Origin of the sequence: Streptomyces changchenzhani (assembly GCF_039766235.1) — a bacterium.
GTDB lineage: Bacteria > Actinomycetota > Actinomycetes > Streptomycetales > Streptomycetaceae > Streptomyces.
In genome coordinates, this window is record NZ_JBDHNH010000006.1 from 35,799 (window position 1) to 48,575 (window position 12,777).

Annotated in this window: 12 protein-coding genes; 5 read left to right on the top strand and 7 right to left on the bottom strand. The window is 71.1% G+C overall.

Translation table 11 applies throughout. The features are described 5' to 3' along the window. Positions 1-96: 96 nt before the first annotated feature. The 4 genes from yczE (at position 97) to ABCR94_RS19665 (ending at position 3,596) form a co-directional block, all read left to right on the top strand. Entirely contained in the window at positions 97-744 is a 648-nt protein-coding gene (gene yczE / locus ABCR94_RS19650; protein ID WP_347120796.1) for a membrane protein YczE, read from the top strand. Further along, positions 741-1,505: a glycerophosphodiester phosphodiesterase family protein gene (locus tag ABCR94_RS19655; RefSeq protein ID WP_347120797.1), complete on the top strand. Its 765-nt coding sequence runs from the start codon at positions 741-743 to the stop codon at positions 1,503-1,505. The genes yczE and ABCR94_RS19655 overlap by 4 nt, the downstream gene beginning before the upstream one ends. Positions 1,506-1,555: 50 nt before the next feature. Then, positions 1,556-2,965 carry an MFS transporter gene (locus ABCR94_RS19660; protein ID WP_347120799.1) on the top strand — a complete coding sequence of 470 codons (1,410 nt, stop codon included), beginning with the start codon at positions 1,556-1,558 and terminating at the stop codon, positions 2,963-2,965. A gap of 256 nt (positions 2,966-3,221) precedes the next feature. Beyond that, a complete protein-coding gene (locus ABCR94_RS19665) occupies positions 3,222-3,596 on the top strand; it encodes an RNA polymerase-binding protein RbpA (RefSeq protein ID WP_250970851.1) in 375 nt (124 codons plus the stop codon). A 224-nt stretch (positions 3,597-3,820) separates the two neighbouring features. Here the strand turns inward: ABCR94_RS19665 and fxsA are convergent, their stop codons facing one another. The 4 genes from fxsA to ABCR94_RS19685 form a co-directional block, all read right to left on the bottom strand. Continuing rightward, positions 3,821-4,417 (bottom strand): FxsA family membrane protein, encoded by a 597-nt coding sequence (gene fxsA, locus ABCR94_RS19670; protein WP_347120801.1) that lies wholly within the window; start codon positions 4,415-4,417, stop codon positions 3,821-3,823. A gap of 47 nt (positions 4,418-4,464) precedes the next feature. Continuing rightward, positions 4,465-5,232: a polyprenol monophosphomannose synthase gene (locus tag ABCR94_RS19675; protein WP_347120803.1), complete on the bottom strand. Its 768-nt coding sequence runs from the start codon at positions 5,230-5,232 to the stop codon at positions 4,465-4,467. 506 nt (positions 5,233-5,738) lie between these two features. Further along, positions 5,739-7,382 carry an amidohydrolase gene (locus tag ABCR94_RS19680; RefSeq protein ID WP_347120804.1) on the bottom strand — a complete coding sequence of 548 codons (1,644 nt, stop codon included), beginning with the start codon at positions 7,380-7,382 and terminating at the stop codon, positions 5,739-5,741. Positions 7,383-7,426: 44 nt separating this feature from the next. Further along, entirely contained in the window at positions 7,427-7,867 is a 441-nt protein-coding gene (locus ABCR94_RS19685; RefSeq protein ID WP_347120806.1) for an Lrp/AsnC family transcriptional regulator, read from the bottom strand. A 205-nt stretch (positions 7,868-8,072) separates the two neighbouring features. Between ABCR94_RS19685 and ABCR94_RS19690 the strand changes: the two genes are divergently transcribed. Next, the gene (locus tag ABCR94_RS19690; protein WP_347120807.1) at positions 8,073-8,495 is read left to right on the top strand and encodes a hypothetical protein; all 423 of its coding nucleotides are present in this window, start codon (positions 8,073-8,075) and stop codon (positions 8,493-8,495) included. Between the two features lies 1 nt (position 8,496). Here the strand turns inward: ABCR94_RS19690 and ABCR94_RS19695 are convergent, their stop codons facing one another. The 3 genes from ABCR94_RS19695 to ABCR94_RS19705 form a co-directional block, all read right to left on the bottom strand. Next, complete coding sequence (locus ABCR94_RS19695; RefSeq protein WP_347120809.1) at positions 8,497-9,597, bottom strand: phosphotransferase family protein; 1,101 nt, start codon at positions 9,595-9,597, stop codon at positions 8,497-8,499. 337 nt (positions 9,598-9,934) lie between these two features. Beyond that, positions 9,935-11,059, bottom strand: a complete 1,125-nt coding sequence (locus ABCR94_RS19700; RefSeq protein WP_347120811.1) for an Rv3169 family protein — start codon at positions 11,057-11,059, stop codon at positions 9,935-9,937. 489 nt (positions 11,060-11,548) lie between these two features. Then, positions 11,549-12,721 carry an acyl-CoA dehydrogenase family protein gene (locus ABCR94_RS19705; RefSeq protein ID WP_347120813.1) on the bottom strand — a complete coding sequence of 391 codons (1,173 nt, stop codon included), beginning with the start codon at positions 12,719-12,721 and terminating at the stop codon, positions 11,549-11,551. Positions 12,722-12,777 lie beyond the last annotated feature (56 nt).

Here is a 12,777-nt window from a genome sequence, read left to right on the forward strand (position 1 = left end):
CCGGTCCACCTAACCCGAATTGGCCCTGGAATACCTGTCCTGACAAGCCACAGAGTGTCATGTGTCGGTCCACTACCACTACACAGGGGGCAATCCTTGTCCAGGGAACTCACCCGTCGGCTGTCGCAGCTGTACATCGGTCTGGCGTTGTACGGGGTGAGTTCGGCGCTGCTTGTACGCGCCGGTCTCGGTCTGGAGCCGTGGGGCGTCCTGCATCAGGGGCTGGCCGAGCGGACAGGCCTGACGATCGGCGTGGTGTCGATCATCGTCGGCGCCACGGTGCTGCTTCTGTGGATACCTCTCAGGCAGCGTCCCGGCCTGGGCACCGTCTCCAACGTCGTGGTGATCGGCGTGGCGATGGACGGCACGCTCGCCCTCGTACCGGACGTGCACGGCCTCGGCTGGCAGATCCCGCTGATGGCCTTCGGCATCGTGCTCAACGGCGTCGCGACCGGCCTCTACATCGCGGCCCGCTTCGGACCTGGGCCTCGCGACGGACTGATGACCGGGCTGCACCGGCTCACCGGCCGCTCCATCCGGCTGGTCCGCACCGCGATCGAGGTCGCCGTCGTCGCCACCGGCTTCGCCCTGGGCGGCTCGCTCGGTGCCGGCACCGTCGTCTACGCCCTCGCCATCGGACCGCTCGCCCAGTTCTTCCTGAAGCTCTTCGCCGTGCCCCCGCCGGCCCCGGTCACCGCGGTCGTCGCCGACGACACCCCGGAAGGCGCCATACTTTCAGGGTGAATCGAGTACGCCACCCCTTCCTGGACCACCCCTCGCCGATCCCCTTCGCCCATCGCGGCGGGGCGGCCGACGGCCTGGAGAACACCGCGGCCGCTTTCCGGCGGGCCGCCGGGGTCGGATTCCGCTACTTCGAGACCGATGTGCACGCGACGGCGGACGGCCGTCTCGTCGCCTTCCACGACGCGACGCTCGACCGCGTGACCGACGCGGGCGGGCGCATCGCCGCGCTCCCGTGGAGCCGGGTGAGGCACGCGCGCGTGGCGGGAACCGAGCCGCTGCCCCTCTTCGAGGAGCTGCTGGAGGAGTTTCCCGACGCCCGCTGGAACGTGGACGTGAAGGCCGAGCGGGCCCTGGGCCCGCTGATCGAACTGGTGCGCAGGACCGGCGCCTGGGACCGGGTGTGCGTCGGCTCGTTCAGCGAGGGCCGGGTGGCCAGGGCGCAGCGTCTGGCGGGCCCCCGCCTCGCCACCTCGTACGGCGCCACGGGGATACTCGGCCTGTGGCTGCGCGGGCACAAGATCCCCGCCGCCCTGCGCCGCGGCGCCGTGTGCGCCCAGGTCCCGGAGGTGCAGAACGGCGTCAGGGTGGTCGACCGGCGCTTCGTGAGGACCGCGCACGCGCTGGGCCTGCAGGTCCACGTCTGGACGGTCAACGAGCCCGAGCGGATGGCGGCGCTCCTTGATCTCGGGGTGGATGGCATCATGACGGATCGCACAGAGACGTTGCGCACGGTACTGACCGAGCGGGGTGCCTGGAACTGAACCCCGCCCGCCCGTGGCCCGCATCGGCACGGGACGAGCAAGGGGGCGCGGTGAGCGCTGACACCGTGGACCGGACCGGCGGGCCGGACGGATTCGACGAGAGCAGTGGAGTCGACGGGTCGGACGAAGCAGGTGGGTCGGCCGCGGCCCGTAAGCGTGAGCAGCACGGCTGGTACTTCTACGACTTCGCGTGCTCGGTCTACTCGACGAGTGTGCTCACCGTGTTCCTCGGCCCGTATCTGACGTCGATCGCCAAGGCCGCCGCGGACGCCGACGGTTTCGTCCACCCGTTGGGCGTCCCACTGCGGGCGGGCTCGGTCTTCGCTTACGCCGTTTCCATCTCCGTGGTGCTGGCCGTGCTGATCATGCCGCTGGCGGGCGCGGTCGCGGACCGCACGGGCCGCAAGAAGCCGCTGCTGGCCGTCGCCGCGTACCTGGGGTCGGCCGCGACAGCGGGCATGTTCTTCCTGAACGGGGACCGCTACCTGCTGGGCGCCGGTCTGCTGATCGTCGCCAACGCCTCGCTGTCCGTGTCGATGATGCTCTACAACGCCTACCTCCCCCAGATCGCCGGTCCCGAGGAGCGGGACAAGGTCTCCTCCCGGGGCTGGGCCTTCGGATATACGTCCGGCGCCTTTGTCCTCGTCCTCAACCTCGTCCTCTACTCGGGACACGAGAGCTTCGGGATGACGGAGGGGACCGCGGTACGGATCTGTCTGGCCTCGGCGGGCGTCTGGTGGGGTGCCTTCACGCTCGTACCGCTGCGGCGGCTGCGCGACCGGCGGGTGCGGCAGGAGGATGTGGTGGCCGGCCGGGTCGGCGCGGGCTGGCGTCAGCTGATCGCCACGCTCAAGGACATGCGCCGCCATCCGCTGACGCTGTCCTTCCTGCTCGCCTATCTGGTCTACAACGACGGCATCCAGACGGTGATCTCCCAGGCATCGATCTACGGGTCCGAGGAGCTGGATCTCGACCAGACCACCCTCATCACAGCCATCCTGCTGGTGCAGGTGCTCGCGGTGGCCGGCGCGCTCGGCCTGGGCAGACTGGCCCAGCGGTTCGGGGCCAAACGCACCATCCTCGGCTCGCTCGCCGCGTGGACCGTGACGATCGGCGCGGGTTACTTCCTGCCCGCCGGATCACCGGTCTGGTTCTACGTGCTGGCCTCGGCGATCGGCCTGGTGCTGGGCGGCAGCCAGGCACTTTCCCGCTCCCTCTTCTCCCATCTGGTGCCGCGCGGCAAGGAGGCGGAGTACTTCTCGGCCTACGAGATGAGCGACCGGGGCATGAGCTGGCTGGGGCCGCTGGTTTTCGGGCTCACGTACCAGCTGACCGGCAGTTATCGCGATGCGATCGTCTCGCTGGTGGTCTTCTTCGCGGTGGGTTTCGTGCTGCTCGTACGGGTACCCGTACGGCGGGCCGTGGAGGCGGCGGGAAACCCCGTGCCGACGCGAATTTAGGCCTTGAAGTGAAAGGCCGGTAGTGTACGCCTTTGGCCTGCCAGGCGGACCGTTACTGCGCGCTCAGATACCAACAACGCTGGGTGACATTATGTTGCCAGAGGTGACAAAGCGGGCACTGGTGGGTACAACAAGGGGCGGCACGCCCGGCGACGCATGACCGGCAACGGGAATCTTTACCGACGACCGGACGTTGACCGGATGACGACGACAGCGACACCTGTCCTGTGGGCGACAAGCCCGGGAGGCACGATTCATGAGTGAGCGAGCTCTCCGCGGCACGCGACTCGTGGTTACCAGCTACGAGACGGACCGCGGCATCGATCTGGCCCCGCGCCAGGCGGTGGAGTACGCATGCCAGAACGGACATCGATTTGAGATGCCGTTCTCGGTTGAGGCAGACATTCCGCCGGAGTGGGAGTGCAAGGCGTGCGGCGCCCAGGCACTCCTTGTAGACGGCGACGGGCCTGAGGAGAAGAAGGGCAAGCCCGCGCGTACGCACTGGGACATGCTCATGGAAAGGCGCACCCGCGAAGAACTTGAAGAGGTTCTGGCCGAAAGGCTGGCGGTACTGCGTTCAGGCGCCATGAACATTGCGGTGCATCCGCGGGACAGCCGCAAGTCCGCGTAGCGCCTCGGCGCTGCGCCCTACGGCAGTCAGCACAATAAGCAGTCGCACAACGGCAAGTCGTACAACACAAGAGCCGCGGGGCTGTGACACACCCAGTGTGTGTCACAGCCCCGCGGCTCTTGTCGTGCGCTGAAGTGATCGTGCTCCGAAGCGGTCATGGGCCGCAATGGTCGTGGGCCGAGGCGGTCGGGCCCCGTAGTAAGTCCTGCAGCGGGTCTGGCGGCTCAGGAGGTGAGCGGCGGCCTCGGGCCCTCGTCGCGGCGCGGCGCGGGTGAGCCGTCCTCCCTGATGACCTCGCCGTGGATGACCTCGCCCGTGACGACCTTGCCGTCGGGGCGGTGGATACGGGCCTGCTGGAAGGCGCTGCCCAGGCTGCCGGCGCCGGCAGCGCTCATCCGGCGCTCCAACGACCGCTCCGCGTAGCGGCTCAGCAGCGAGCGGACGGGCGGCAGGAGACATACCAGTCCGGCCACGTCCGACACGAGCCCCGGCAGCATCAGCAGCAGGCCGGCGAGCATCAGGAAGCCGTTTCCCTGGCTGCCCCGCTCCTCCTTGGCCTCTTCGGGCGTCTGGCCCGCCTGCTGGCGCTGGAGTGTCTCGGTGAGGTTCCGGAAGGCGCGGCGGCCGGCCCGCTTGATGACCACGGCGCCGAACACGGCGCCCGCGACCAGCAGCAGGAAGACCGTGAGTCCGCCGGCGGCGGACGCCACGACGGTCAACAGCCAGATTTCGAGCACCAGCCAGGCTGCGATGCCCAGCGGCACGAAGGTACGCGCGCGTGAGCGCTTGGGGACTGTCGGGGGCGGTGAGCCGGTCGTCATGCCTCCCAGTGTGCCTGGGCGGGCGCCTGAACGGCGTAAGGACAAGATCAGGAGGGCTTGCGCCCGAGCAGCTTGTTCGCCCGGGAGCCGACGCCCCACGCCGTCACGCGCCACAGTGCCTCGACGACGATGTCGCGGCTCATCTTGCTGTCCCCGAGCTCACGCTCGACGAAGGTGATGGGCACCTCGACCACGTTGTAGCCGGCTTCGACCGTGCGGCGGGCGAGGTCCACCTGGAAGCAGTAGCCCTGGGACGCGACTTCCTCAAAGCCGAGCCCGACCAGCGTCTCGGTGCGAAAGGCCCGGAAGCCGCCCGTGACGTCCCTGATCGGGACACCGAGGAGCATACGCGAGTACGTGCTGCCGCCGCGAGAGAGCATCTCGCGGGACTTGGGCCAGTTGACGACGCGGCCACCCGGCACCCAGCGCGACCCGAGGACCAGGTCGGCGCCCTTGAGCGCGGTCAGCAGCCGGGGCAGCTCCTCGGGCTGGTGCGAGCCGTCGGCGTCCATTTCCACCAGGACGCCGTACTCCCGCTCGATGCCCCAGCGGAAGCCCGCCAGATAGGCCGCGCCGAGCCCCTCCTTGCCCTTGCGGTGCAGGATGTGGACCTGGTCGTCGGCCGCCGCGATCTCGTCGGCGATCTTGCCGGTGCCGTCGGGGCTGTTGTCGTCCGCGACGAGAACGTGCGCGTCGGGCACCGCGGACCGGACCCGGGAGACGATCGGCTTGATGTTCTCGGCCTCGTTGTAGGTCGGAATGATGACCAGAACTCTGCCGAGCGGGCCGTAACGCCTCTGACCGCCGTCGTTCACTACTGCCCCTTAATGTCGTGCACAGAGGGACCACCATAGCGAGCATGCCCGGTCGCCCCCGCACGGCGTGCTCCGGGGTGTCGGGCAGTGCCAAGTCGTTTCTGCGGATCGGGGCCCGGCGTCCTTCGGGCCGACCTGGGACCCGCTGGCTGCGGGTCGACCGAAAGCCGTTGTCTACTGAACGTCCGGGCCCCACCCGGGTACCACCCGCCGACCTGCTGAAACCTTCCCTCGCCCCGAGGCGCGGGCGCTGAACCTGGCTCCGGGTGCGGATGCGCCGGTGCGGCACACCGCCCCATGACCCAGCGGCGTTCGACGACTGCGTGGAGGTTCGGCGGTCGGACGTCCTGCGGTGGACCCGGCCGAACCTACCCGTGGATGGCCGCTTTCTGTCAACAGCCACCCGACCTGCGGGTTTGGGTCAAATCACCAGGTCAGTGCGGAAGGTGGCCAAGTGACACGAGAGCCTTCGGGAACACCGATCGGCCGTATCGGGCCCGTACACATCACTCATTCGGTCGCAGGAAAACTGTTTGTCCGAAGAGCACCGTCCGCAGACAGACGGGGAGTTCGGCGCCGGGAGTGAGATCCGGCAGCCCCGGCGTTCCCGAGCGCGGGTCGGTCGACCAGCGGGCGACCCGGTCGTCCGGGGTCTGCACCACGAGCTCGTCGGTGCGCCACAGGGCGTAGTCGGCGGGCGCGCCGGGAACCAGGGTGCCCGCGTCGTCCCGGCCGATCGCCCGCCAGCCGCCGCGCGTGTGGGCGGCGAAGGCGGCGCGCACCGAGATCCGGTGCTCGGGCGTGCGGTGGAAGGCCGCGGCGCGCAGCGTGCCCCAAGGGTCGAGGGGGGTGACGGGGCTGTCGGAGCCGAAGGCCAGCGGCACACCCGCGCGCAGCAGGGCGGCGTACGGGTTGAGCGTACGGGCCCGCTCGGCGCCCAGGCGCCCCGCGTACATGCCGTCGGAGCCGCCCCAGACCGCGTCGAAGGCGGGCTGCACGGAGGCGGTGAGGCCCAGCTCGGCGAAGGCGGCGATCGTGGCGGGGGTGAGCATCTCGGCGTGCTCGATACGGTGGCGGGCGCCGCGTACCCGGGCGATACCGAGCTTCTCGGCGGCCGCGCGCACCCCGTCGACCACGGAGCCGACCGCGGCGTCCCCGATGGCGTGGAAGCCCGCCTGGAGCCCGGCCTCGGTGCAGGCCGTCACATGGGTGGCGACGGCCGCCGCGTCGAGGTGGGCGGCGCCGGTGTGGGGCGCGTCGGCGTAGGGCTCGTGCAGGCAGGCCGTGTGCGAGCCGAGGGAGCCGTCGACGAAGAGGTCGCCGGCCGCGCCGATGGCGCCGAGTTCGCGGATGCGACGGGCGTCCTCGGCGTCGGCGACCTGCTCGGCCCAGTAGCCGAAGACCTGTGGCCCCGGCTGCTCGGCGGCGAGCCTCAGCAGGCCGGTGAAGTCCTCCTCGTCGGAGATGTCCGGCCCGCCGCACTCGTGGACGGCGCCGATGCCGAGCGAGGCGGCCCGCGCGAGCGCCGCGCGCTGCGCGTCGGCCCGCTGGCGCGGGGTGATCGCCCTGTGGGCGGCCGTGCGCACCGCGTGGTGGGCCGCGCCGGTGAGCGGTCCTTCGGGGTGATAGCCCGCCATCCGGGTGACCCCGGGCACCAGGTCGAGCAGCCCCGTGCTGACGACGGCCGAATGGACGTCGACCCGGGGCAGGTACAGCGGTCGGCCGCCCGCCGCCCCGTCGAGCTCGGCGCGCGAGGGATGGCGCTGCTCGGGCCAGCGCGTGGCGTCCCAACCGTGCCCGAGGACGACCTGCCCGTCCGGGCGGGCGGCGGTGTGGGCCCGTACCAGCTCCAGGGCCTCGGTGAGCGAACGCGCCGTGGACAGGTCCAGGCCGGTGAGCGCGAGGCCGGTGGATGTGGTGTGGACGTGCGCGTCCGTGAACGCCGGGGTGACCAGCGCCCCTTCGAGGTGGATTACCTCGTCGACGCCCGTGGCGAAGGCGTCGGCCGCCCCTTCCGAGCCCACCCAGGCGACGTGTCCCCGCTCGACGACCATTGCGGTGGCGAACGGGTCGGCGGGGCTGTGGACTTCTCCACCGCGCAGCAGCACGGTGCGGTGTTCGGCGGCCCCTGGGGCGTTGTGCTCGGTCATGCCGACCAGTCTCGCCCCTCGCGCGGGGGGTTTTGCCCGCGGGGTCAGAGCTGCGGGGGGCGCGCCTCGTACGGGGTGGAGAGGACCACGGTAGTGCGGGTGGAGACCCCGGCGAGGGAGCGGATCCGGCTCAGCAGGTGTTCCAGTTCGAGGGGGGTGGCGACCCGCACTTTGAGGATGTAGTTCTCGTCGCCCGCGACGCTGTGGCAGGCCTCGATCTCGTCGACCTCGGCGAGCCGCTCCGCGATGTCGTCGGGGGCGCTGGGGTCGAACGGTTTCGCCGAGATGAAGGCGGTGAGCGGCAGACCGACGGCCTCCGGGTCGACCACGGCGGCGTAGCCGCGGATGACGCCCCGCTGTTCCAGCCTGCGCACCCGCTGGTGCACGGCCGAGGTGGACAGGCCCGTGGCCTTGCCCAGGTCGGTGTAGCTCATCCGCCCGTCCTTGACGAGCAAATCCACGATCTGACGATCCAGCTCCTCCATAACGGATCAACCTATTGCCCCGGAGGGCTTCCGGCACAGCCTGAGGCGGTCCGCGGGGGCACCTGCGGCGGGCATGTGACGAAGACCACAGGGTTGTGGCCGTGTCCACCGAGCCTGCACGGTTACCGCGCGAGCGCGACGGGAAGTGCTTGCTGTGGTCGAGGTCGCAGTGCCTTTGTCGGCCCACCTGAGGGGGAGAACTTCCATGCAGAGACTGAAGCGCACCGGACGTACCGGACCGGAGTCCGTCGAATCTGTCGAATCTGTCGAATCCTTCGAATCCGTCGATGAGGACGAGTTCGACGACTACGACACCTTCGAGATGTACCGGGTGCTCTGCCCGGACTGCACCCAGCCCATCGCGCTGCTCGCGGACGAGACCGTCCTGCCCGAGCACGCGAAGTGCCCCACCCCGTGGAACCCGTTCGGGCTCACGGCGTGCACCGGCACGGGCCGGCCGTCGTCGGACGCCAAGCCCGCCGACGCGTCCCTGGACGTGCAGGAGCAGGAGACCGCGCTGATTCTGACACTCCCCCAGGGACTGGACTGGCGGACGCAGCCCTTCTCGCACGTCGGCGGTCAGGGCTCGCGCCCGCTCAAGGCCGCGCAGCTGCGGCGCGCCGCCTGACTCAGTCGGCACTCCAGTACGTCCCACGCACCATGGCGTCGAGTGACGCCCTGTGCAGAATCATGGTGTCCGGGTCCGCGGGGACCCGGACCTCACCGAAGTGCACCTGCCGGTAGCCGATGCGCAGCATCAGGACGGCGTGCCGCAGGGCGGCGTACAGCGTGTGGAACTCCATGTCCCGCGGTGTGTGGCCGGTGAGTTCGGCGTAGCGACGCTCGATGTCCGCCCGCTGCAGGAAGCCCGGCAGGCCGGGCTGTCCCATGGACTCGGTCAGGTCCTGGAAGAAGCGGTGCAGATAGACCGTCCAGGCCAGGTCGAGTTCGCGCGGGCCGTAGGCCGCCATCTCCCAGTCGAGTACGGCGGTGGGCTCGAAACCGTCGTAAATGATGTTGCCTATACGGGCGTCGCCCCAGCTCAGCACGGCCGGCGCGGACTCCTCGGGCCAGTGCGTCTCCAGCCAGTCGAAGGCGGACTCGATGAGGGGTGAGCGGGCGACGCCGTCCACCACCCAGGCGTAGTAGGCCCGTTGCCCCTCGACATGGCGGCGCAGCGGGCTGCCCGCGCCCGGCGGCAGCAGGAACCGCGCCTCCTTCGCCGGGAATTGGTCGTGCAGCCGCGCGAGGACGGTGAGCGTGGCGTCCTGGAGACGGGCGCGCTCGGCGTCGGTGGCGGAGTGCAGCCAGTTGCCTTCGTACGTGTACGGCATGACGTCGGGCGGGACGCGCCCCTCGGCCCGCTCCATGACGAAGAAGGGCGCGCCGAGCGGGCCGGGGTCCTCCTCCAGCCACAGGGCGCGCGGCACGGGGACGCCGGTGTGCTCGGCGACGAGGCTCATGACGCGGTGCTGGCGGGCCATGTCGTAGACGGGGAAGACGGTGTACGCCGCCGGGTCCGCGGCCAGTCGCAGGGCGCAGCGGGGCGCCGGGGCCGACGGGTGGTCGAGGTCGAAGAGCAGGGTCTCGCTGGACATGCCGTTGGACGCGGGGGCGTGGACGCCGGTGACGCGCGCGCCGGGCAGGCGGCCTGCGAACCAGGCGGTCAGGCGGCGGCCGAGCTCCTCGGGGTCGCGGGTGGTGGTGCGGGGGCGAGGTGCGGTGGTCATGGCGGTACTCCCGTCTGGGGGACTCCGGAACTTCACGATTCGCGGGCTCCGGGGCCCCGGGACCAAGAGCCCCTGAGGTGGCGGCCCGCTGGGAGGCCAGGGCTTAGTGCTGACGGGGCTCGGAGGCCTGCGGGGGTGCGGGCCCCGGTTGTGCGGGTCGATGGGGCACCGAATAAGCGGGCGCGGGCTTGCGGGCCCCCGGCGTGCGCCCCGGGCGTACGTGCCTGCCGAGCGCGCGGTGCCGTGCGTGAGCGGTGCCGTGCCGTGCCGTCCGTGCCGTCCGTGCCGTGCGTGGGCGCCGGGGCCCGCGACGCCGCGGAGATCGACCGGGCGCCCCCTAGGGCGCCACCGAGTCGTAGCCGGTGAAGCCGCTGGGGTCGTGTCGGCCGAAGGTGCCGTGCTCGAAGATGCCGTGGCCGATGCGCCCGTCGAGGGTGAAGCGGGCGGCGTGGTCGGTGACGCCGTACGCCGCCATGGGGTGGGCCGCGGGGTCGGACAGGTCGTAGGTGCGCCGGTCTGTCCAGTCGCGGCCCATCCAGGTGCCGTGCTGCCAGTCGGTGGCGGGCGGGTAGCCGGCTCCGACGGCCAACGGCGAGGAGTTCAGGATCTCCACGCCCAGCTCAAGCGGCTTGCGGGCGGGGTCGGAGAGGTGGATGACGGCGCTCTCCGGGTGACGGGTTCCCGGACGGTAGGTGATGTCGGCGTGCGGCCAGCCGAGCTGGATGTCGTGTTCGCCGTCGCGCACCCAGAGTGCCTCGTTGAGGTTGCGGTGTCCGTCGGCGTCCTCCTGGGCGATCACCATCAGGAAGCGGTCGTCGAAGCGCACCGGGACCCAGAGCCAGTGGAAGCCCTCGGGGCGGTGTTCCTCGGCGGCCCGGCCGCCGTCCTCGCCCGGGATGGGCCGCACGCCCCAGCTGCGGTCGCGTGTCCCCGTCCACTCCCCCGCCGCGACGGGTATCTCTTCGCCGCCGGCGCGGATCACGCCCGTGCAGCCGCCGGCCTGGACGAAGCGGCGCCCTTCGAGCATCAGGCGGTCGCCGCGCCGCTGGACGTGGTGCGGTTCCCAGACGGCGGGGAAGTCCGCGGTCCAGGTGATGTCGTACGACAGGGAGTCCGGGTTTTCCGGGTCGGCGTCGCAGTGCAGGGTGAAGCGGCGCAGCGGTTCGTCGACGGTGATCCGCAGCGGGCCGACGCGGAGGTTCATCCGGTCGTCGGTGAGCGCGTCGGAGGCGCGTACGGCATGCAGTTGATCACCGATGCGCAGCGTCGCGTAGGCGTCGATCACCCCGGTGTTGGGGTAGACGCCGAGGCCTGCGATCAGCAGGGCGCGGCCGGTGTGGTCGACCAGGTGGAAGATGCACCGGTCGTAGGCGTTGCGGTCGCCCGTCGCGACATGCTTCATCGACAACGGGGCCTGGTGGATGGGGTATTCGTCGAGCGCGATGGGGCGGTCCTCGGCCATGGCTGTCCTCCTGGGCGCGGACGTGGGGCGTTCGCCGGGTCACCGCGGCGTGAACGGGGAGCCGCCGGACACCCCCTGACGGGATGCGGCGCCACCAGGTGGCGCGGCCCCCGGCGGCAGATATGACGGTACGTCAGAAACTGCGTTCAGGGCCATACTCGTGTCACCGCCCGCCCGCCGTCCGCCCACGGGACGGTCACACCATGAACAGACGCTCGAATCGGCCGGGCGATAACCCCGGCGGCCTGGCGCAGTTGGTCATGCATGACCCAGCTTTTCACCACCGCGATCGGTGAGGGACGCCGGCGCCATGCGTCCCCCATGCCGGAAGAATCGGTTCCGCAGCCTGCGGATCCGCCCCTCTACCGCGCCCTCATGTACCAGTGGCACAGCGCGGGGCGGACCCTGCCGGGACGCCGCGACCCGGAGTGGGTCCGGCTCGTGGCGTCCCCCGGCTGGCCGGAGCCCGGGTGGAGCAGGCAGAGCGGATCAGCGGGACTCGGGCCCCGCTAGGTGGCGGGCGATGACCATGCGCTGGATCTGGTTCGTACCCTCGACGATCTGGAGCACCTTCGCCTCCCGCATGAAGCGCTCGACCGGGAAGTCCAGGGTGTAGCCGTAGCCGCCGAGCACCTGGACCGCGTCGGTCGTCACCCGCATCGCCGCGTCCGTGCAGAACAGCTTCGCCATGGCGGCCTGCCGTGAGAACGGCCGCCCGGCGTCCCGCAGGCGCGCCGCCGCGAGGTACAGGGCCCGGCCCGCCTCGATCTGGGTGGCCATGTCCGCGAGCATGAAGCGCAGCCCCTGGAAGTCGGCGATCGGCCGGCCGAACTGCTGCCTTCCCGTCGCGTACGACAGCGCCTCGTCCAGCGACGCCTGCGCCACGCCGATCGCGCAGGCCGCGATACCCAGACGGCCGGAGTCGAGCGCGGACAGCGCGATCGCGAAGCCCTGGCCCTCCTCGCCGAGACGGCGCGAGTCGGCCACCCGTACGCCGTCGAAGTGCAGCTGGGCGGTGGGCGAGCCCTTCATGCCCATCTTCTTCTCGGGCAGCGCCGCGGTCAGGCCCGCTGCGTCGCCGGGCACCAGGAACGCCGAGATGCCCCGGGCGCCCTCGCCGCCGGTGCGCGCCAGGACGGTGTAGAAGTCGGCGATCCCGCCATGGGTGATCCAGGCCTTCGTACCGGTGATGATCCAGTCGTCCCCGTCGCGCACCGCCTTGGTGCTCAGCGAGGCGGCGTCGGAGCCGGAGGCGGGCTCGGAGAGGCAGTAGGCGCCGAGCAGGCCGCCGCCCAGCATCGCGGGCAGGTGCTCGCGCCGCTGCTCCTTGGTGCCGTATCCGGCCAGCGCGTGGCAGGCGAGGCTGTGGACGCTCACGCCCAGGCCGACCGTGAGGCGGGCTGCGGCGAGCTCTTCGAGTACCTGAAGATAGACCTCGTACGGCTGGTCGCCGCCGCCGTACTCGGCGTCGTACGGCAGGCCGAGCAGGCCGGACTCGGAGAGCAGCGAGAAGACGGGGCGCGGGAAGTGCCCGGCGTCCTCCTCCGCTGCCGCCTGGGGTGCGATGTCGCGCTGGATCATGTCGCGTACGAGCGCGAGCAGATCCCGGGACTCTTCGGTGGGCAGCTGTCGTTCCACCGGCTGCGGGGCGCGGTCGGGCATTGCGGCGTACTCCTCCCTTTCGGGCACTGCGGCGGTCGCACGCGCAGGGTGTGGCG